The sequence below is a fragment of the Roseateles sp. SL47 genome, from assembly GCF_026625885.1.
GTDB lineage: Bacteria > Pseudomonadota > Gammaproteobacteria > Burkholderiales > Burkholderiaceae_C > Roseateles.
In genome coordinates this window covers 4,607,345-4,627,422 of the sequence record NZ_CP113068.1, presented here as the reverse complement: position 1 = coordinate 4,627,422, position 20,078 = coordinate 4,607,345, and the positions used below count along the sequence as shown (strand labels likewise).

The 20,078-nt window shown below is 66.7% G+C and carries 19 protein-coding genes; 6 read left to right on the top strand and 13 right to left on the bottom strand.

The window, feature by feature from the left end; genetic code table 11:
* Nucleotides 1-189: 189 nt before the first annotated feature.
* Entirely contained in the window at nucleotides 190-2,268 is a 2,079-nt protein-coding gene (gene ligA, locus OU995_RS20020) for an NAD-dependent DNA ligase LigA (RefSeq protein WP_267831846.1), read from the top strand.
* 105 nt (nucleotides 2,269-2,373) lie between these two features.
* Here ligA and OU995_RS20015 read toward each other — a convergent pair whose 3' ends face one another.
* The 3 genes from OU995_RS20015 to OU995_RS20005 are packed head-to-tail and all read right to left on the bottom strand — an operon-like array spanning nucleotide 2,374 to nucleotide 5,503.
* Nucleotides 2,374-3,267 carry a DMT family transporter gene (locus OU995_RS20015; protein ID WP_267831844.1) on the bottom strand — a complete coding sequence of 298 codons (894 nt, stop codon included), beginning with the start codon at nucleotides 3,265-3,267 and terminating at the stop codon, nucleotides 2,374-2,376.
* Nucleotides 3,264-3,917: a methylated-DNA--[protein]-cysteine S-methyltransferase gene (locus OU995_RS20010; protein WP_324288621.1), complete on the bottom strand. Its 654-nt coding sequence runs from the start codon at nucleotides 3,915-3,917 to the stop codon at nucleotides 3,264-3,266. Before OU995_RS20010 ends, OU995_RS20015 begins: the two co-directional genes overlap by 4 nt.
* Nucleotides 3,917-5,503: a DNA-3-methyladenine glycosylase 2 family protein gene (locus OU995_RS20005; RefSeq protein ID WP_267831842.1), complete on the bottom strand. Its 1,587-nt coding sequence runs from the start codon at nucleotides 5,501-5,503 to the stop codon at nucleotides 3,917-3,919. The genes OU995_RS20010 and OU995_RS20005 overlap by 1 nt, the downstream gene beginning before the upstream one ends.
* Nucleotides 5,504-5,746: 243 nt before the next feature.
* Here OU995_RS20005 and OU995_RS20000 point away from each other — a divergent pair, with 243 nt between their 5' ends.
* The 4 genes from OU995_RS20000 to OU995_RS19985 all read left to right on the top strand — a co-directional run bounded on the left by OU995_RS20000 (nucleotide 5,747) and on the right by OU995_RS19985 (nucleotide 9,396).
* The gene (locus tag OU995_RS20000; RefSeq protein ID WP_267831841.1) at nucleotides 5,747-7,135 is read left to right on the top strand and encodes a phosphomannomutase/phosphoglucomutase; all 1,389 of its coding nucleotides are present in this window, start codon (nucleotides 5,747-5,749) and stop codon (nucleotides 7,133-7,135) included.
* A 10-nt stretch (nucleotides 7,136-7,145) separates the two neighbouring features.
* The gene (locus tag OU995_RS19995) at nucleotides 7,146-8,492 is read left to right on the top strand and encodes a 3-deoxy-D-manno-octulosonic acid transferase (protein WP_267831840.1); all 1,347 of its coding nucleotides are present in this window, start codon (nucleotides 7,146-7,148) and stop codon (nucleotides 8,490-8,492) included.
* Nucleotides 8,493-8,500: 8 nt separating this feature from the next.
* Nucleotides 8,501-8,800 carry a hypothetical protein gene (locus OU995_RS19990; protein ID WP_267831839.1) on the top strand — a complete coding sequence of 100 codons (300 nt, stop codon included), beginning with the start codon at nucleotides 8,501-8,503 and terminating at the stop codon, nucleotides 8,798-8,800.
* A gap of 62 nt (nucleotides 8,801-8,862) precedes the next feature.
* Nucleotides 8,863-9,396, top strand: coding sequence for a GNAT family N-acetyltransferase (locus tag OU995_RS19985; protein ID WP_267831838.1), 534 nt, complete (start codon nucleotides 8,863-8,865; stop codon nucleotides 9,394-9,396).
* 24 nt (nucleotides 9,397-9,420) lie between these two features.
* Here OU995_RS19985 and OU995_RS19980 read toward each other — a convergent pair whose 3' ends face one another.
* Nucleotides 9,421-11,316, bottom strand: a complete 1,896-nt coding sequence (locus OU995_RS19980; RefSeq protein WP_267836311.1) for a GspE/PulE family protein — start codon at nucleotides 11,314-11,316, stop codon at nucleotides 9,421-9,423.
* Nucleotides 11,317-12,132: 816 nt separating this feature from the next.
* On the opposite strand from OU995_RS19980, the gene pcp reads away from it, so the two are divergent.
* Nucleotides 12,133-12,771, top strand: coding sequence for a pyroglutamyl-peptidase I (gene pcp, locus OU995_RS19975; protein ID WP_267831836.1), 639 nt, complete (start codon nucleotides 12,133-12,135; stop codon nucleotides 12,769-12,771).
* Between the two features lie 6 nt (nucleotides 12,772-12,777).
* Here the strand turns inward: pcp and tolA are convergent, their stop codons facing one another.
* From tolA to ribD, 9 genes are all read right to left on the bottom strand, one after another.
* Nucleotides 12,778-13,701, bottom strand: coding sequence for a cell envelope integrity protein TolA (gene tolA, locus OU995_RS19970; protein ID WP_267831835.1), 924 nt, complete (start codon nucleotides 13,699-13,701; stop codon nucleotides 12,778-12,780).
* 6 nt (nucleotides 13,702-13,707) lie between these two features.
* A complete protein-coding gene (gene tolR / locus OU995_RS19965; protein WP_267831833.1) occupies nucleotides 13,708-14,145 on the bottom strand; it encodes a protein TolR in 438 nt (145 codons plus the stop codon).
* A gap of 24 nt (nucleotides 14,146-14,169) precedes the next feature.
* Nucleotides 14,170-14,862, bottom strand: coding sequence for a protein TolQ (gene tolQ / locus OU995_RS19960; protein ID WP_267831831.1), 693 nt, complete (start codon nucleotides 14,860-14,862; stop codon nucleotides 14,170-14,172).
* Nucleotides 14,863-14,981: 119 nt separating this feature from the next.
* Nucleotides 14,982-15,431: a tol-pal system-associated acyl-CoA thioesterase gene (gene ybgC / locus OU995_RS19955; RefSeq protein WP_267831829.1), complete on the bottom strand. Its 450-nt coding sequence runs from the start codon at nucleotides 15,429-15,431 to the stop codon at nucleotides 14,982-14,984.
* Nucleotides 15,428-16,624 (bottom strand): pyridoxal phosphate-dependent aminotransferase, encoded by a 1,197-nt coding sequence (locus tag OU995_RS19950; protein ID WP_267836310.1) that lies wholly within the window; start codon nucleotides 16,622-16,624, stop codon nucleotides 15,428-15,430. The genes ybgC and OU995_RS19950 overlap by 4 nt, the downstream gene beginning before the upstream one ends.
* A 177-nt stretch (nucleotides 16,625-16,801) precedes the next feature.
* Nucleotides 16,802-17,293 (bottom strand): transcription antitermination factor NusB, encoded by a 492-nt coding sequence (gene nusB / locus OU995_RS19945; RefSeq protein WP_267831827.1) that lies wholly within the window; start codon nucleotides 17,291-17,293, stop codon nucleotides 16,802-16,804.
* Nucleotides 17,290-17,754: a 6,7-dimethyl-8-ribityllumazine synthase gene (ribH, locus tag OU995_RS19940; RefSeq protein WP_267831826.1), complete on the bottom strand. Its 465-nt coding sequence runs from the start codon at nucleotides 17,752-17,754 to the stop codon at nucleotides 17,290-17,292. The genes nusB and ribH overlap by 4 nt, the downstream gene beginning before the upstream one ends.
* A gap of 12 nt (nucleotides 17,755-17,766) precedes the next feature.
* A complete protein-coding gene (ribBA, locus tag OU995_RS19935; RefSeq protein ID WP_267831824.1) occupies nucleotides 17,767-18,861 on the bottom strand; it encodes a bifunctional 3,4-dihydroxy-2-butanone-4-phosphate synthase/GTP cyclohydrolase II in 1,095 nt (364 codons plus the stop codon).
* Between the two features lie 44 nt (nucleotides 18,862-18,905).
* Nucleotides 18,906-20,069: a bifunctional diaminohydroxyphosphoribosylaminopyrimidine deaminase/5-amino-6-(5-phosphoribosylamino)uracil reductase RibD gene (gene ribD / locus OU995_RS19930; RefSeq protein ID WP_267831823.1), complete on the bottom strand. Its 1,164-nt coding sequence runs from the start codon at nucleotides 20,067-20,069 to the stop codon at nucleotides 18,906-18,908.
* Between the last annotated feature and the right edge of the window lie 9 nt (nucleotides 20,070-20,078).

Genomic DNA, 20,078 nt, shown 5'->3' with positions numbered 1-20,078 from the left:
CAGTGACGACATGGGGATAAATCGTAGGGCCCGAAGTGATAAAAGAAACTTCCATAAAATGATAGAAACGATCGCCCACTTAGGCTAAGAGATCGGGGGACACCTCTCAACCAGAGCCCCTGTCCGGCCGCGCATCCGGAAGCCCCCTGCACGTCTCAAGCGTCAGTGGCCCTGAGCCACAATCCGGGAATGAATTCCGAACGTTCCTCTGACGCTCTTGCCGTTGATGTCCCCGCCGACGTGGCCGCCCGGGCCGCCGAACTGCGTGAGCAGTTGCACCACCATGCCCATCTGTATTACGTGCTGGACGCTCCCGCGCTGCCGGATGCGGCCTATGACCAGCTGTTCCAGGAACTCCAGGCCCTGGAGGCGCGCCATTCCAGCCTTCTGACACCTGATTCGCCCACACAGCGGGTCGGTGGCAAGGTGCTGGACGGTTTTGTGCCGGTGCGCCACACCGTGCCGATGCTGTCGATCCGCACGGAGACAGACACGCAGGCCAGTGGTGCGGAGAACTTTGATGCGCGCGTGCGCCGCGAGCTGGATCTGGAAGCCGGTGCGGCGCCGGTGGAATATGCGGCTGAACTCAAATTTGATGGTCTTGCCATCCATCTTCGTTACGAGCACGGCGTGCTTGTGCAGGCCGCGACGCGGGGCAACGGCGAGACCGGCGAGGACGTCACCCAGAATGTCCGCACCATCGGTCAGATCCCGCTCCGGCTGTCTGGCGCCGGGGCCAAGGCGGCGGTCCTGGAGGTGCGCGGTGAGGTCTACATGCGGCGCGACGACTTTGAAGCGCTCAACGAGCGCCAGCGCGCCGCCCATGAAAAGACCTTCGTCAACCCGCGCAATACGGCGGCGGGCGCCATTCGTCAGCTCGATCCGAATCTGGTGCGGCAGCGGCCCCTCAGTTTTTTTGCCTATGGCCTTGGCGATGTGCAAGGCTGGGACATCCCATCCACCCATTCGGGTCTGCTGGATGCACTGAAGTCCTTCGGCCTGCCCGTGTCCGACGATCGCGCGGTGGTGCGGGGGGCGGAAGGCCTGGTGCGGTTTCACCGCGACATGGGGGCCAAGCGCGATGACCTGCCATTCGACATCGACGGCGTGGTCTACAAGGTCAATAGCCGAGAGTTGCAGCGGCGGCTGGGCTTTGTGTCACGCGAACCGCGCTGGGCTGTTGCACACAAGTATCCGGCCCAGGAGCAGATCACTCGTTTGAACGCCATTGACATCCAGGTGGGGCGGACCGGCAAGCTGACGCCCGTGGCCAAGCTGGAGCCGGTGTTTGTGGGCGGCACCACGGTCAGCAATGCGACCCTTCACAACGTGTTCGAACTGCGCCGCAAACGCGTCCGGGTGGGAGATCAGGTCATCGTGCGACGGGCCGGCGATGTGATCCCCGAAATCGTGGGCAAGGTCGACACCCACCGCGACGGCTATGTGCCCAACTTCCACATGCCGCGTCACTGCCCGATTTGTGGGAGCGACGTGCGGAGGGAAAAGGGCGGCATCGATCACCGCTGCAGCGGCGGCATCTTCTGCCCCGCGCAACGCAAGCAGGCCCTGCTGCACTTCGCCGGACGGCGCGCCATGGACATCGAAGGCCTGGGCGACAAGCTGGTGGATCAGCTGGTGGACGGCGGCATCGTGACCAGCCTGCCGGGCCTCTACAAGCTGGGCGTGGCCAAGCTGTCGGCGCTGGAGCGCATGGGCGAGAAGAGCGCGCAGAACCTGTTTGATGCCTTGCAGAAGAGCAAGACCACCACCCTGGCGCGTTTTCTGTATGCCTTGGGCATCCGCCACGTGGGTGAGACCACCGCCAAGGACCTGGCCAAACACTTTGGCAACATGGACGCCCTCATGGCGGCCACCGAGGAACAGCTGCTGGCAGTGAAGGATGTCGGGCCGGTGGTGGCCTCCAGCATTGCCGCGTTTTTTGCCGAGCCGCACAACCGCGAGGTCGTGGAGCAACTGATCGCTGCGGGAGTGGACTATCCCAAGACCGATGGCGCCGCCGCCGAGCCCCAAGGGCCGCAGCCGCTGGCGGGCAAGACGCTGGTGCTGACCGGCACGCTGCCCACGCTGTCACGTGACGAGGCCAAGGCCTTGATCGAGGCGGCGGGTGGCAAGGTGAGCGGGTCCGTCTCCAAGAAGACCAGCTATGTGGTGGCCGGTGAGGAAGCAGGCTCCAAGCTGGACAAGGCGCGGGAGCTCGGGGTGGCCGTTGTCGACGAGGCGGGGCTGCACGAACTGCTCAAGGGCTGATGCTGGGGCACGCCGGCAGGCCGGCGCGGCGCTGCGGCAGGCCGGTGCGGCAGGGGGCGACAAGACGCCGACCTGCGCCCTCCGGCCTCACCGCGCCCTCCAGCGTCACTTCGCCGGGCGTGTCACCGGTGGCATCGGCAGCCGCAGCACGCCGACCGCCAACCCTGTGCCCAGCAGCACCACCAGGCACCCCATCGCCATCGACGCGGTGAGCGTCTCGTGCAGGAACAGGAAGCCCCACAGCAGTGCAAAGACCGGGATCAGGAAGGTCACTGCGATGGTGTTGGTGGGGCCCACCCGCTTCATCAGCCGGAAGAACAGGATGTAGGCCAGGCTGGTGCACAGCAGGGCCAGCAAAGCCACCGCGCCCCAGGCACGCAGGGAGGGCAGTTGGACCGGCTGCTGGCTCCAGGCGGGCAGGGCCAGCAGCAGCGCGGCCGCCAGTTGACTACCGGTGGCGACCGCCAGCGGGGTGGCCTGGCTGAGGTAGCGTTTGCTCGCATTGGCGGCAATGCCGTAGCTGAAGGTCGCCAGCAGCACGGCCAGAATGGCAAAGCCACCGCCGCCAGGTTTGAACGAGGCTTTGTCCCAGGCCAGCAGCACGACCCCGGCGAAACCCAGCGCCAGCCCGACCAGCCGGGAACCATCCAGTCGCTGCCCGAACCACACCCAGGCCACCAGCGCTCCCCACATGGGCGTGGTGGCGTTCAGGATGCTGGACATGCCGGCATTGATGGACAGTGCCGCAAAACTGAACAGTGCAAAGGGCAGGGCGCCGTTGAGCAGGCCCACCAGCAGCAGGCCTGGCCAGTGACGGCGCAGGTCCTGGAGCCCTTCTCGCAGCGTGAGCAGAGGCACGAGCAGCAGTGAGGCACCGGCCACCCGCACAAATGCGGTGGCAATCGGTCCGAACTCCGGGGCGGCGATGCGCATGAACAGGAAGGAAGCGCCCCAGATGGCCGCCAGAACAATCAATTCAACCAGGTCACGTTGTTTCAAGCGCCTGCTCCTTGCAGCGGCGATGTCGCCAAGTCCGTAGCGCCAACGGGGCGACGGGAGGTGTCCGGCGCGGGCTTGGCCGCACCACGGGTTGTTGCGAGCGCAGTGGCTGGCGGAACGGCAGCCGCGGGCGATGGGGAACTCAGCGTGAAGGCGGTGGCCTTGAGGCGAGCCTCCAGCGCCAGCAAGGCCCGCTTGCGCTCCAGCCCCCCGGCGTAACCGGTCAACTGGCCATTGGCGCCCATCACCCGGTGGCACGGCACCAGCAAGGACAAGGGATTTCGCCCCACTGCTGCGGCCACCGCCCGCACCGCTTCCGGTCGGCCCAGACGGGTGGCCAGGTCCCCATAGCTGCAGGTCACGCCGGTGGGGATCTGAAGCAGGGCCGACCAGACCGCCTGCTGGAAAGGCGTCCCTGCCACTGACAGCGGCGGCGGCACAAACGGTTGTCCGGCGAAATAGGCCTGAACCGCAGCGACCGCCTGCCGCAGCAGTGGGTCCTGATCCCTGCGCGGCACGGCCAGCGCGCCCGGGTGATATTTCTGGCCTTCAAACCACAAGCCGCACAGGCCCTGGCCATTGCGCGCAAAGAGCATGCGGCCCAGCGGGGTGTCGGTCTCGGTCTGGCAGGCGGAGGTGTCAGCGGACATCACGGGGATCCTTCCTGAACGGGGGCGAGAAGCTTGGTGGGGGTGAGCGCAGGGGGGCGGTTCGGCCGCCCCAGGACGGATGCCTCTCGCCAGAGCTGGAGCACCGCATAACTGCGATAAGGGGCATACACCGCTGCAGCCTGCGCCAGGGCGGCTGGACGAAGCGGTGCGCCGGCCCGGCTTTCCAGCCGTTGCCGCAGGATGACGTCTCCCGGCAGGAAGGCATCCGGCCAACTCCAGCCGCGCATCAGCATGTAGTGGGCAGTCCAGGGACCCAGGCCCGGCAGCGCAGCCAGTTCCTGAAGGGTGTCCTGCACATCGCCGCGACCCTGCGCAAATGCAAGCACCGGCCATTGGTGGGCCAGGTGGATCAGCGCCTGGGCCCGGCGGCCTGGCATGCCCAGGCCAGCGATGTCGTCCACAGCGGCGTGTGCCAGCGTTGCCGCCGCAGGAAATGCATGGGTGACCCCTTCCGGCGCGTCCAGTTCAGTCGGCAGGGGCTCCCCGAAGCGGGCCATGAGCCGGGTGGCCAGGGTGCGCGCTGCGGCCACGGTCACCTGCTGACCCAGCACCGCACGGACAGCCAGTTCAAAGCGATCCAACGTGCCGGGCAGGCGCAGGCCCAGGGCCGACGGGCCGAGGCTGTCCCCCAAGGCCGCTGCAATCGCATGCGGGTCGGCATCCAGATCCAGCCAGCGGCGCAGCCGTGGCATGAGGGCAGCCACCTGGGGCCACAGCGATGCGCTCAGCTGCAGCCGTACCTGGGGACGCTCGGCGTCATCCAGCGGAAACTGCACCGCCACCCAGCCCAGCACATCGGCCTGACCCGTCTGGCAAAGGCGCAGACTGCGGCCCACGGTTCGGGCCTCCAGATCCACCTGCTCCACGCCGGGGATGGCCCGGGCGGCCAGGAATTGCAGCAGGGCCGTGGTTTGATAGGGCGGGCGCAGTTCCAGGCGCAATTCATGGACGTTGGAGGCGTCTGCGCCGTCGTTGCTGCTCCGGCGCACGCTGCGACCTTCGCGCAGGGCCGTTGGGCTGAGGCGATAGTGGTCGGCAAAAGCGGCATTGAAGCGCCGCAGGCTGGAAAAGCCGGCCGCCAGGGCCACCTGGGCCATGGGCAAGCGGGTGTCGGTGAGCAACTGTTTGGCCAGCAGCAACCGGCGCGTCTGCAGATATTGCAGTGGCGCCACCCCGTGCACGGCGGTAAACACCCGCCGCACGTGCCGCTCGCTGACGCCCAGATGGGCCGCCAGGGCGGGGAGGGTGGCGTCCTCCGGGCGGCATTCATCCAGCCAGCGGGCGGCCTCCCGCGCCAGCACCTCGCTGGCATCCATGGCGCTCCATGGGCGGGCGGCAGGCGCCAATTCAGGGCGGCATTTCAGGCAGGGCCGGAACCGCGCCGCCTCCGCCAGGCTGGCGGTTGGGAAGAACAGGCAGTTTTCCATCTTGGGCGCCCGCACCCGGCAGATCGGCCGGCAATAGATGCCGGTGGTCTTGACCGCCACGAACCACTGACCGTCAAAACGCGCATCCCGTGCCAGAAGGGCCGGGTAGCAGTGGTGGGGGTCGAGAGGGGAAGCCATGGACTGCATCATAGGGAGGCGCCCGTCCCGACGCTGGCCGTTTTCGGACACGTCCCTGACAGCCCATGGCAGTTGGCTTCGCCTGCCTCGGTGGCGGGGCGGGCCCGCTTCTTGCCCCCGCTGCAGCCGGGTTTGAGATCCGAGGACGCGATTCATCACCCCGGGTTACACGGAAGGCTCATTTCTCCTGCCTACAATCCGCCCCAGTTTTGTTGTCCGATCACCATTTCTACAGGGACGTTCATGCAAGTTCATGCTTCCATCTTCAAGGCCTATGACATTCGCGGTGTGGTGGGTCAGACCCTGAACGAAGAACTGGCCGAGCACCTCGGCCGCGCCTTCGGCACCGAGGCCAAGCTCGCCGGTGAAACCGCTGTGGCCGTTGGCCGTGACGGCCGCCTCTCCGGCCCGGGGCTGGTGGAAGCGCTGATCCGCGGCCTCACCTCCACCGGCCTGGATGTGGTGGACATTGGTGCGGTCACCACCCCGATGCTCTATTACGTGGCCGCCACCCGTGGCAAACATGGCTGCCATTCCGGCATCCAGGTCACGGGCAGCCACAACCCGAAGGATTACAACGGCTTCAAGATGGTGCTCAAGGGTGCCGCCGTGTACGGGGAACAGATTCAGGGCCTGAAGCGCCGCATCGAAGCCGAAGACTATGAGACCGGCCAGGGCCGAGTCGGCCAGATGGACATCGTGGCCGAGTACACCCACCGCATCGTCACCGATGCCAAGCTGGCCCGCCCGATGAAGATCGTGGTGGACAGCGGCAACGGCATCCCCGGCGCGACGGCGCCGGCCATCCTGCGCGCCCTGGGCTGCGAGGTGGTGGACATCTTCTCCAAGGTGGACGGTGACTTCCCCAACCACCATCCGGACCCGTCTCGGCCCGAGAACCTGGAAGACCTCAAGCGCATCGTGCATGCCACCGATGCCGAACTGGGCCTGGCATTTGACGGTGACGGGGACCGCCTGGGCATTGTCACCAAGGAAGGCACGATGATCATGCCGGACCGCCAGATCATGCTGCTGGCCGCCGACATCCTGAAACGCAAGCCCGGCTCGGAAATCATCTTTGACGTGAAGTGCTCGCAGCGCCTGGGCCCGTGGATCGAAGAGCACGGCGGCAAGCCGCTGATGTGGATGACCGGCCACTCGCTGGCCAAGGCCAAGCTGAAGGAAACCGGCGCGCCGCTGGCCGGAGAGCTGTCCGGCCATATCTTCTTTGCCGAGCGCTGGTACGGTTTCGACGACGCCATGTACACGGCGGCCCGCATGCTGGAAATCCTCTCGCGCAGCGCAGACCCCAGCAAGGTGCTGAACGACCTGCCCAACAGCGTCAACACGCCGGAGCTGAACGTGCCGTGCGCCGAGGGCGAGCACCATGACGTGGTGGCCAAGCTCAAGGAAATCGCCGAGTTCCCGAATGCCAAGGAGGTGATCACCATCGACGGTATTCGCGTGGAATACGACGACGGCTTCGGCCTGGTGCGCGCGTCCAACACCACCCCGGTGCTGGTCCTGCGTTTCGAGGGTCACACCCAGGAAGCGCTGGAGCGCATCCAGAAGGAAGTGCTGGCCCAGCTCAAGCGGGTGAAGCCGGACATCACCTTCACGGCGGGCCACTGAGCCGCCTCTCATGACCCTGCCTCCTGGTGATTCCTGGCCTGAGCGGCTGGCTCGCGGTTTTTTCAGTACGGTGTTGCGGCTGGGGACGCCGCTGTATCTGCTGCGGCTGATGCGGCGGGGGCGTGCCGAACCGCTTTACCGCGCCCATCTGCCGGAGCGTTTCGGCTTCGGTCCGGACCTTCCGCCTGGGTCGGTGTGGGTGCATGCCGTGTCGCTGGGGGAGACCCGCGCGGCGGCGCCGCTGATCGAGCGGCTGCGGCAGGAACGACCAGGCCTGCGCTTGCTGCTGACCCACACCACCGCCACGGGCCGCGAGGCGGGCCAGTCGCTGCTGCGCCCGGGGGACACGCAACGCTGGTTGCCCTTCGACACACCCGGCGCCGTCCGGCGTTTTTTGCGGGCCACCCGGCCTGCGGTGGGCGTGCTGATGGAAACGGAGATCTGGCCCAATCTGCAGCATGCTGCGGCGGAGGCGGGCGTGCCGATGGTGTTGGCCAATGCCCGGCTGTCGGCCCGCAGCCTGCGGCGTGGCAAGCGATTCAAGGCGCTGCTGGCACCGGCGGCGCGTACGCTGCGATTGGCGCTGGCACAGACCCGGGAAGATGGCGAGCGATTGACCGAGGCTGGCGTGCCGGAGGTGCGGGTCTGTGGCAACCTGAAGTTCGATTTGCAGCCGGACGAGGCGCTGCTGTCGCGCGGACGTGCCTGGCGTGCGGCCCTGGGCCGACCGGTTGTGCTCCTGGCGGTCTCCCGCGAGGGGGAAGAGGCAGCGCTGCTGGCGCAGTGGCGGGCGCAACTGGCGGCTCAAGCGGTGTGTCGAGCGGATGCGCAGATGGCCCCGATATCGCACGAGCTCCGGCCCCTGCTGCTGATCGTGCCTCGGCATCCGCAACGTTTCGACGAAGTCGCGGGCCTGGCGCGAGAGGCCGGTCTGCAGTTGGTGCGCCGCAGTGCCTTCGGGGCGCAGGGCCCCAGCGCGCAGGACCAAGCCGCCGACGTCTGGCTGGGTGATTCAATGCGGGAGATGGCGCTTTATTACGGGCTCGCGGACGTGGCGCTGCTGGGCGGCAGCTTCGAGCCGCTGGGCGGGCAGAACCTGATCGAAGCGGCGGCCTGCGGGGTGCCGCTGCTGATGGGGCCGCACACCTTCAACTTTGCGGAGGCGGCGACCTTGTCTCTGGCGGCGGGAGCGGCGCTGCGGGTGGATAACCTGAAGCATGGGGTGCAGACAGCGTTGGATCTGCTGGACGGGCCCATGCGGCGTGAAGGTATGGCCATGGCGGCCACGCAGTTCGCGACCGCGCATCGCGGAGCCGCAGGGCGAATGGCTGAGCGAATTCTCGGGTTGATGCGCTGAGGCTGTCCATGACAACACGCCTGACCCCAGCGCAGCAAAGACTCGCGGACTACATGTCGGAACTGTCTGAGAGCGCTTTTTCAGCGGGCTGGATGGAGGGATTGGAAGTGGCGCTCTGGCAAGCGCTGCCGGACAAGCCTTTCACCTACGGCCGTCTGGCGCTGACCTCCGACCACTTGAACCGGCTGACCGAGTTGAGCACCGCGTGTGGAGGTTGGATCCACTTCGACGATGAACACGAGGAATCTTTCGTGTCGTTCGATGATTGGCGCCGCCACCTCGACCCACTTCAAGGCCGAGGCGAGTAGCGCCAGCGGTTCATCAGCTGCCATCAAGCCAGGATCATTGTGCGCTGCACACAGGAACGACCATGAAGGCTCGCCTGCTCATCGAACCACTCCGTGCAGATCATCTCTCTGAGCTTGCCGCTTGCCTTCGCCATCCGCAGGTTTACGAGCACATCGGCGGGCTGCCGTCGCGGGAAGACTTCGTTCGGGACCGGGAGAGGGCCTTGCGGGGCCCAGGCCCGACAGCCCCAAATGAACATTGGCTGAATTTCCTCGTGCGTGACGGAGCCACCCATGAAATGCTCGGGCGCCTGGAGGCGACGCTCCATGACTCGATCGCCGAGGTGGCTTTTTTGTTGGGCCCGAAGCACTGGGGCAAAGGCCATGCCAATGAGGCACTGGCCTGGCTCCATCGTGAGATTCAGAACACCCATGCCGTGGGCAGCTTCTGGGCCACGACGCTTCCTGCCAACACAAGATGCCAGGCGCTGCTGCTTCGGTCCGGCTACCGTCAGGTGCAAGCGGAGGCGCCTTTACTGTACAGCTACGACCCCGGCGACCTGATGTTCCACCTGACGGCTTCACCGCAGGGCTCCGTGCAGCCGTCCCCGGTCTGACAGGCCGCCGAACCCTCCAGCCCCTTACTGATTGCTTGTCGCCCGCACCTCGCTCAGCGTGGTGACCCCCTGCAGCACCTTGGCAATCCCGTCCTGGCGCAAGGTCCGCATGCCTTCGGCCATGCCCTGATGCATCAGTTCTTCGGCCCGTGACCCGGTCTGGATCAGGCGGCGCAGGGTGCGGGAAACCACCAGCAACTCATGCAGACCCGCGCGGCCCTTGTAGCCGGTGTTGTCACACTTGGCGCATCCCGGGCTGTGATAGTGCAGCAGACCCGGCTGACCATAGGTGCCTTGCCACTGGGCCAGCACCGATTCGCGGGCCGGGCGGTTCTCCGGGGAGAACACATGCAGATAGTCGTCCAGCAACTCGTTCAGCGTGGCCTCCGGCATGGGCTCGGCCTTGCGGCAGGCTGGGCAGAGGCGGCGTACCAGCCGCTGGGCCAGCACCGCCAGCAGCGAGTCGGCGAAGTTGAAGGGGTCCATGCCCATGTCCAGCAGACGGGTCACGGTTTCCGGTGCGCTGTTGGTGTGCAGGGTGGACAGCACCAGGTGACCGGTGAGGGAGGCTTCCACCGCAATCTCGGCGGTTTCTTCATCCCGGATTTCACCCACCATGATCACGTCCGGGTCCGCCCGCAGGAACGCTCTCAGCGCCTTGGCGAAGGTCCAGTCGATCTTGGGGTTGACCTGCACCTGCCGCAGCCCGGCCTGCGTGATTTCGACCGGGTCCTCGGCCGTCCAGACCTTGCGGTCCGGCGTGTTGATCTGCGCCAGCACCGAATGCAGCGTCGTGGTTTTGCCGGAACCGGTCGGGCCCACGCACAGCACCATGCCGTAGGGGCGGCTCGAAGCCACCTTGAGCTGCTCGAAGTTGTAGTCCGACAGGCCCAGCTTCTCCATCGGGATCGGCTTGGCCGAGGCCAGGATCCGCATCACCACGTCTTCCAGGCCATTGTTGGTCGGAATGGTGGCCACCCGCAGCTCGATGGGATGCTGAGGGGAGAAGCGCGCAAAGTTGATCTTGCCGTCCTGCGGTTTGCGGCGCTCGGAGATGTCGAGGTCGCACATGATCTTGATCCGGGCAATCAGCGCGCTGCGGTAGGTGTGCGGCAATTCCAGGTGGGACTGGAGCACGCCGTCCTTGCGGAAGCGGATGCGAACCTTCTCCTTGCCAGGATAGGTTTCGATGTGGATGTCCGACACATGCTGCGCCTGCGCGTCGATGATCATGCTGTTGATCAGCCGGACCAGCGAGTTGTCGCTCTGTTCGATGGGGCGCTCTTCCTCGCGGGCGGCCTCCCGGGCCACCTGCTCCTGGCCTTCGCGCTCCAGGGTTTCGATCAGCTTGTCCGAGCTGTCCAGCTCGAAGTCCATGCCCAGGGGCGGCAGGCCGGCGTCTCGACCGGCGGGGCCCTGGTTGCCAAAGCGGTCATAGGCCGTGGGCAGTGCAAACTGCAGTGAACCCACCCGCGCCAGCGCCGGCACCACCTTGAGCTGGGTGATGAATTCCACTTCGTCGATGCAGTCACGCCGGGTGGGATCTTCCATCGCGACGATCAGGCGCCCGTCGCGCAGCACCAGCGGTAGCACCTCCAGCCGCCGCGCCACCGACAGCGGCAGCTTGCGCACCGCATCCGGCTCCATGGCGAAATGATCCACATCCACCAGCGGATAGCCCATCTTGCGGGCCAGGGCCGACTGCAATTGGGCGCGGGTGACCACACCTTTGCGCACCAGCAGTTCGCCCAGCGGCACGGAACGGTCGTTCTTCTGCTGGGCCAGCGCCTCGTCCAGCTGAGCCTGCGTGACCAGTTCCAGCGCCAGCAGCGCTTCGCCGATGCGCACCATCGGCATCCTGGCCTGTTGTTCGATGGCCTGCATCAGCTGTTCGCTGCTGACAATCTGCTGGGCCACCAGGATGTCGCCCACGCGGCGGTCGCGCAGGTCTTTCTGTTCCTGCACGGCTTCTTCCACCTGATCCAGCGTGGCCACCTGCTCCCGCACCAGCAGGTCGCCGATGCGGTCACCGACCTCGTAGCTGGTCAGCACCTCCCGCGGGACAAACATGCAGCGGACCCAGTCGCTGGTTTCGCTGACGGGTGGGAACAGGAAGAGGCCCAGATCGGATTCCACATGGCCGATGGTGGTGCCTTTGAATTCTTCACCGCCTTGATACACCAGCCGGAACTCGCTGCGCGGGCGCTGATCCAGCGACAGTGGGTCGTTGACCGAGGACGACGGGTCACGGGGCGGAACCTCGATGGCATGCAGCAGCTTGAGCGCCTTGAACTGCGAAAACTTCAAGGGCATGGCGTTGCGAGCCGGCGGCACCAGCACCTGCGCCAGCCGCTCCTGCGGCACCATCAGGATGACCTTGCCGACCGTGCGGCTACCGTTCAGGCCGAGGATTTCGCAGGCCAGCGGATCGAGCTGGGCCTTGGGGCGGGGGTAGGCGGCGAACGGCGGGGTGGGCCATTCAAACTCGTTGTCCGCACTGCGACGCACAGCCCCGCGGCCCACCGATGCAGGCGCGACGGAAGCCGGCTGATCGGCTTCGGGCAGCGCTCCCGGCTCGGTGTGGGGCCATTGCAGTGGCACGGACGGGTGGGACATGTAGCGGTCTCCGCAGGTGTTCTTGACAAGGCAAAGGGACGCCTCAGGCCTAAGCCTAACCCGTTTGTGGGGCTTGCATCACGAGGAAAAGTATTGGGAGGGCCCGCTAGACTGTGTTCCGTGAAGAACATCCTGATCACTGGCTTCGAACCGTTTGGTGGCGAGGTCCTCAATCCGTCCTGGGAATTGGCCCAGGCCCTCAACGGCGAGGTGATCGCCGATGCGCGGGTGGTGGCGGTGCAGCTGCCTTGTGTGTTTGGCAGGGCCCTGGAGCGGCTGGACGAGGCGCTGGTGCGGGTCCGGCCGACCGTGGTGCTGGCCGTGGGCCAGGCGGGCGGGCGGTGTGACCTGTCCCTGGAGCGCGTGGCCATCAATGTGGACGATGCGCGCATTCCGGACAATGCCGGCGCTCAGCCGGTGGACGAGCCGGTGGTGGTGCAAGGCCCGGCCGCCTATTTCAGCACGCTGCCGATCAAGGCCATGGTGGCGGCCCTGCGGGCGGCCGGTTACCCGGCGTCGGTGTCGCAGACGGCCGGGACCTTTGTCTGCAACCACGTCTTTTACGGCTTGCAGCACCGGCTGGTGGGGCAGGGCGTGCCCAGCGGCTTCATGCACATCCCCTATCTGCCGCAGCAGGCAGCCCATCACCCCGGGGCTGCCAGCCTGCCGCTGGAGACGCTGGTGGCCGCCACCCGGCTGGCCCTGGCCACCGCGCTGACCGGCCAGGAAATCCGGATGGGGGCGGGGCAGTTGGACTGAGCCCGCCTACTCGCGGGGGCGGAACGTGATCACCATCAGGCGGGGCACGGTGCCGTCCGTGTCGCGGGGCAGCACTTCCGTCTTGTCCAGCGCACGCAGCACGGCCGCGTCATAGTCCGGCAGGCCGCTGGACTTCACGATGCGCCGGGCGATGATGGTGCCGTCCGGGCTGCAGCGTACTTCCACCTCCGCTTCCGGATTGGCGGCGCCGCCGGGGTCCGCATAGACGATGTTGGGCTTCACCCGCGCCTTGATCCGGCCAGCGTAGTTGGCCGACGGGCCCGCGCTCTTCTGCGCCGTGCCCGTGGCGTTGGGCGCGCCGGTCGCGCCGGCCATGCCCATGATGCGCTTCAGGTTCTCCTGGCGCGCCTGCTCGGCCCGGGCCTCGGCGTCCTTGCGAGCCTTCTCCGCCTTGGCCTTGTCCGCCTGCTCAGCCTTGTCCTTCTTGGCCTGGGCTTCCTTTTCCTTGCGGTCGCGCTCCAGCTTGTCCTGCTTCTCGGCCTCGTCCTTCTTCTGCTGTTCGAGCTTGCGCTTTTTGTCCTCGGCCTCGCGCTGCTCCTGCTCTTCCTTCAGCTTGCGCTCCTTGGCCTTGGCGATGGCGATTTCCGCGTCACGCTGGGCCTGCACCTCTTCCGGCGTCGGCTGCTGAGGCTTGGGCGGCTCGGGCTCGGGCTGGGGTTCGGGCCTGGGCGGCGGGCTTTCCTCGGGCGGCAATTGCTCCTTGGGCGCGGCGGCCACCGGCACCGACGCCCACAGCTCGGCCTCCGCCGCCGGGATCGGCGCCGAGCGCCAGCTCACCCCCAGGCTCAGGGCCAGCACCAGCAGCCCATGGGCGATCAGGGCAAAGACCACGCCGCGGCCCAGCCCGGGGGCGGGCGGCGGCCGCAGCGGGTCGCGGTCCATCGGGAAACGGGAAACAAGACTGCTCATGGGCGATCAGTTGTCCGACGGACCGTTCTTGACCGACAGACCCACACGCTGGATGCCGGCGCGTTGCAGCACATCCATGGTCTTGACCACCGCTTCGTATTTCACGTTGCGGTCGGCCGAGATCACCACCGGGGTGTTGGCATCCCCCGCCTGGGCATCCTTGACCCGGGCAGCGAGGGCCTTCAGGGGGACGGGCTGCGGGTCCTGGTCGCCGTCGAGCTTGATCTTCAACTGCTCGTCTTTGCCAACGACCACCTGGATCACATGGGCGGGCTGCTGTTTGCTGGTGCCGACGCTGGGCAGGTCCACCACGCCGGTGGTGATCAGCGGCGCACTCACCATGAAGATGATGAGCAGGACCAGCATCACGTCGATGAAGGGCACCATGTTGATTTCATTCATGGTGCGGCGGCGGGAGCCGCTGCGGGAGGACATCGCGGGCATGGCGGTGTGTTCCGTGCGTCAGCTTCAGCGGGCGGCGGCGGGTGCCGGCTGGCCGGCATTGCGCTGCAGGATGTTGGAGAACTCTTCGATAAAGGTTTCCAGCGTGATGGCGTTGCGGTCGATCTGACGGGCAAAACGGTTGTAGGCCAGCACGGCCGGGATGGCGGCAAACAGGCCGATGGCGGTAGCGACCAGCGCTTCCGCAATGCCGGGGGCCACGGTGGCCAGCGTGACCTGGGTCAGGTTGGACAGGCCGACGAAGGCATGCATGATCCCCCAGATGGTGCCGAACAGGCCCACATACGGGGAGACCGAACCCACCGAAGCCAGGAAGGAGAGGTGGGATTCCATCGCATCCAGTTCACGCTGGAAGCTGGCTCGCATGGCGCGGCGGGCGCCGTCCAGCAGGGCGGTCGGCTCCACCACGCGGCGTTCACGCAGCTTCAGGAATTCGCGCATGCCGGAAGCGAAGATGCGCTCCAGCGGCGCCCCGTCCTGGTGGTTGGAGACGCTGTTGTAGAGGTCGTTGAGGTTCTTGCCCGACCAGAATTCATGCTCGAAGCCCTCGTTGCGGGCCTTCACGCGAGACAGCGAGATCAGCTTGCTGAAGATGACGCTCCAGCTGGCCAGCGACACCAGCAGCAGCGCGGCAATGACCAGCTGCACCGTCAGGCTGGCATGCATGATCAGGGAGATGATGGAAAGGTCTTGGTTCATGAAGTCAGCGTGAGGTCAACAAGGGGCCGACGCCAGGTCGGCGCTGGTGGCTGTCTGTAAACGGGTAATTTTTGCTCGAAATGCGACCGGTACTGTGTCCGGATGTTGGCTGAACCCTTTCAGCGCTGCAGGCATTGCAGGATACGTGCCGGGATCCTGGCCGGCTTGAGGCTGGCGGCATCCACACAGCCGATGCGGATACGGCCGACGGTAAGCAGGGTCTCACCGCGCCAGACCTGCTGGTCGATGGTGAGGCTGACCCGGCCGATCTCGGTGGGGTGGACGGTGACGCGCAGCCAGTCGTCCAGCCGTGCGGGTGCGAGGTAGCGCAAGGCGGTGTCGCTGACCACAAACATCAGCCCTTCATCACGGCGCATCACTTCCTGCTCAAAGCCCAGGGCGCGCAGCCATTCGGTGCGGGCGCGCTCCATGAATTTCAGGTAGTTGGCATAAAAGACCACGCCACCGGCGTCGGTGTCTTCCCAGTAGATGCGCAGCTCATGCTGGAAGGCCGGCAGGTGCGGGATCTGGCTGGTGAGATTCAGGTCGAGGAGGGCAGTGCTGGTCATGAGGAGGTCAATTGGCCCAGGCGCACACGGATGCGCTCCAGGGCCTCACGCAGATCGTCCATGCTGCTGGCAAACGAGAGGCGCAGGAAGCGCTCGCCGAAGGCCGGGCCAAAGTCACGGCCCGGGGTGAGGGCCACCTGGGCATGCTGCATGAGGTCCATGCAGAGGTCCCAACTGCCCAGGCCGGTGCCGGAAGCGTCGGCCCAGGCATAAAAGGCGCCATCCGGCAGGACCGGGACGGGCAGGCCCATGGCGTTCAGAGCGGGCACAACCATGTCGCGACGGCGGCGCAGTTCGTCGCGGCGGCGTTCAAATTCGGTCAGTGATGCTGGCTCGAAGTTGGCCAGCGCGGCCTTCTGGGCGATGGTGGACGGGCAGATGTAGAGGTTCTGGGCCAGTTTCTCCACCGGATAGACCATGCTGTCGGGCAGCACCAGCCAGCCCAGACGCCAGCCGGTCATCCCGAAATATTTGGAGAAACTGTTGATGGACACCACGTCATCGCCCAGCGCCAGGGCGCTGCGGCGGTAGCGGTCGTCATAACTCAGGGCCTGGTAGATCTCGTCCACCACGGTGACGCCGCCGCGCTCGCGCACAAAGGCATGGATGCGGGCGAGTTCGTCCGGGGCGATGGAAGTGCCGGTCGGGTTGCTGGGCGAGGCCAGCAGCACACCGCGGCTCTGGTCGGTCCAGTGCTGCTGCACCTGGGCCAGGTTCAGCTGGAAGCGTTGATCGGCGCCCGCCGGCAGCAGGACCGGGGTGGCATCCACCGCAGCAACGAAATGCCGGTTGCACGGATAGCTGGGGTCCGGCATGAGCACTTCATCCCCACGCTCGAAGAGGGCGAGGCAGGCGAGCTGCAACGCCGCCGACGCCCCGGCGGTGATCACGATGCGCTCCGGCGCGATGTTGAGGTTCTGGGTGTTGCGGTACCAGTCGGACAGGCGCTGGCGCAGGGCCACGAGGCCGGTGGCCTGGGTGTAGGGCACCTGACCGGCGGCGGTGAAGCGCGATGCCGCCTCGCGGACAGCGGCACTGGCACCGAAGTCCGGTTCGCCGATGTTCAGATAGATCATGTGCCGGCCACCCTGGCCCGGGTCGCAGACGGCGGAGCGTGCAATCTCGTCGGCGCGCTTGGCGCATTCCATGACGTAGAAGGGCTGGATGCGGTCTACGCGGCTGGCAAGGTGGATGGCGTGCGACATGGCGGCGGTGATCTCATCTCCACATCGTCCAAGCAGGAGTCGCGCTGACGATGCGGGCTCATGGGGTATGAGCGTGGAGGCATCATAAGGCGAGCAAGACGCTGCGGGCCTTCCGCAGCCGCTTCCTGCCCCGTTCCGATGGGTGGGGCAGGTGGTGCTGGTGGTTCAGCCGCGTGCGGCCTTCACCTCGACCGGGCGCAGGTCTTCTGCGGCACGGTCCAGCACGCCGTTGACGTACTTGTGGCCGTCGGTGCCGCCAAACGACTTGGCCAGCTCGACCGCCTCATTGATGGCCACCTTGTAGGGGATGTCGATGCAGTGCTTGAGCTCGTAGGCCCCCAGCATCAGGATGGCGTGTTCGATGGGCGACAGCTCGGTGGTCTTGCGGTCCGCATGGCGGGCCAGCACTTCGTCCAGCGAGGCGGCTTCTTCGACGGCGCCGGTGAACAGCTTGTCGTAGTGGCCCCGGTCGCTCTTGTCGAAGCCTTCCTGCTCGCGGGTGTGGGCATCAATGACGCCCAGGTCGTCACCCGTCAGCAGCCACTGGTAGACGCTTTGCAATGCATGCTCACGCGCACGGCGACGGGCCGACTTGACGGCCGGACGCTTGGCGCCCGGCTTGGGGGCGGGTTTGGAGAGGTTGTCCTTGGAGGTCACTGGAGTTCTTTCAGCAGCAGAGCCATTTCGACCGCGACGGTGCCGGCATCGCGGCCCTTTTCCTCGGTACGCGCCCAGGCCTGGGCTTCGTTCTCGACGGTCAGGATGGCATTGGCAATGGGCAGGCCATGATCGAGCGTCAGGCGGGTGACGCCAGCGCCGCTTTCATTGGCCACCAATTCGAAGTGGTAGGTTTCACCACGGATGATGCAGCCCAGCGCCACCAGGGCGTCGAAGCGTCCGCTGCGGGCCATGGCTTGCAGTGCCACCGGCACTTCCAGTGCGCCCGGCACCGTGACGTGGCGGATGTCGGCATCGGCCACGCCGTGCTGCTTGAGCGAGCTCAGGCAGGCTTTGGCCAGCGCGGTGGTGAGCGTGTCATTGAACCGCGCCTGCACGATGCCCACGCGCAGGCCCTGGCCGTTCAGAGTGGTCGTGTGACCCTTGTCAGATCCTTGCATGCAAACCTCGTCTCAGCAGTTCTGTGCGGCCTGGAAGCCGGTCACTTCCAGCCCATAGCCAGTCATGCTGGGCATGCGGCGGGGGCTGCCCAGCAGCTTCATGCGCTGAACGCCCAGCTCACGCAGGATCTGCGCGCCGACGCCGTAGGTGCGAAGGTCCACCGCAGGGCGGACCTCTTCGCCCAGCGGCGCTTGCAGGCGGCCCAGCAGACCGTCCGGTTCTTCACCACAGTTCAGCAGCACGGCCACGCCGCGCCCTTGCGACTGGATGGCTGCCAGGGCTTCCGGCAGCGGCCAGGAGTGGCCGCAGCGGCCGGCTTCCAGCAGATCCAGGGCGGAGAAGGGTTCATGCACGCGCACCAGCACCTCGTCTTCCGGCTTCCATTCGCCCGTCACCAGGGCCATGTGGACCCCGCCGGTGCGGTCGCGGAAGACGTGGCAGTTGAATGCGCCCTGGCGGGTGTCCATCACCCGCTGGGTGACGCGTTGCACCAGCGATTCATTGCGGCTGCGGTATTCGATCAGGTCGGCGATGGTGCCGATCTTGAGACCATGCTGCGCGGCGAACACTTCCAGATCCGGCAGGCGGGCCATGGTGCCGTCGTCGTTCATGATCTCGCAGATCACGCCGGCAGGGGTCAGGCCGGCCATGCGCGAGAGGTCGCAACCGGCTTCGGTGTGACCCGCGCGCATCAGCACGCCGCCATCTTGCGCCTGCAGCGGGAAGATGTGGCCGGGCTGCACCAGGTCGGCCGGCACGGCGTTGCGGGCCACGGCCGCCTGCACGGTACGAGCGCGGTCCGCCGCCGAGATGCCGGTGGTGACGCCGGTGGCCGCTTCGATCGACACGGTGAAGGCGGTGCCGTGCTTGGTGCCGTTGCGGGTGGCCATGGGCGGCAGCTGCAACTGCTCGCAGCGCTCGCGGGTGAGCGTGAGGCAGATCAGGCCGCGGCCGTACTTGGCCATGAAGTTGATGGCTTCGGGCGTGACATGGTCGGCCGCAAGGACAAGGTCACCCTCGTTTTCACGGTCTTCTTCGTCGACCAGGATGACCATGCGGCCGGCTGCCAGTTCGGCCACCAGCTCAGGAATCGGAGAAATAGGCATGGCGCAATTGTAGGCGGGCGTGACAGGACTGGGCGGGGGTGGGGCTACCGCTGCAGCGTCTGCGGCGGAGCCGGGCGCAAACGCAGGCGAATATCCTGCCCGACTGGGCGCATATCGACCACGGTGTAACGAGGCGCCTGGTCCAGGGCGGTCAGGTGGCCCAGATCCACCATGCCCCGGCCATCCCCCAACAGCATGGGCGCGAGATACACCAGAAGCTCATCGACCAACCCGGTGCGCAGCAGCGAGCCGTTGAGTTTGTTGCCGGCTTCCAGATGCAATTCATTGATGCCACGCCGGCCCAGGTCCTGGATCATCGCCGTCAGGTCAACCTTGCCATGCGGGTCGGGCAGCGAGATCAACGCTGCGCCGCGCGCCATCAGCGCCTGGCCCAGCGCACCTGCGTCAGGCTGTGCATGGTAGACCCACAGGTGGCCGGGTGCGTCCAGCAGGCGGGCCTCCGGGAACAGGGTCAGGCGTGAATCGACCAGCACCCGTTGAGGTTGCAGGTGGGTGGGGACTTCCCGCACATCCAGGCGAGGGTTGTCTTCCTTGGCCGTGCCGATGCCGGTGAGGACGGCACCCGCACGGCGACGCCAGGCATGGCCGTCCGCACGGGCCTCGGGGCCGGTGATCCACTGGCTGACGCCGTTGTGCAGGGCGGTGCGACCGTCCAGCGAAGCGGCGATTTTCATCCGCACGAACGGACGACCGCGCTCCATGCGGGAGAGAAATCCGATGTTCAATTCCCGGGCCGCCACGGCCACCGGGTGATCGACTGGCAGCAGATGGGTCTGCACACCGGCTGCGCGAAGCCGGCCCAGGCCGTGGCCTCCAACGAGCGGGTTGGGGTCGCGAAGCGCCACCACCACACGGGCAATGCCGGCCGCCACCAGGGCGTCGCAGCAGGGCGGCGTGCGGCCGTGATGGGCGCAAGGTTCCAGCGTGACGTAGGCCGTGGCGCCACGGGCGTCATGGCCGCGGGCCTGCACGTCCCGCAGCGCCATGACCTCCGCATGGGCCTGGCCGGCGGCCTGGGTGTGACCCGAGCCCAGGACGTTCCCCTGGGCGTTGGTGATGATGCAGCCGACACGAGGGTTGGGGTCGGTCAGGCCGATGGCCTGCTCGGCCAGCGCCAGGGCGCCCGCGAGAAGGTCCAGGTCCTGCGGGGACAGTGGGAGGTCGGTGGGGGAGGAATCGGAATGCATGGTGGAAGT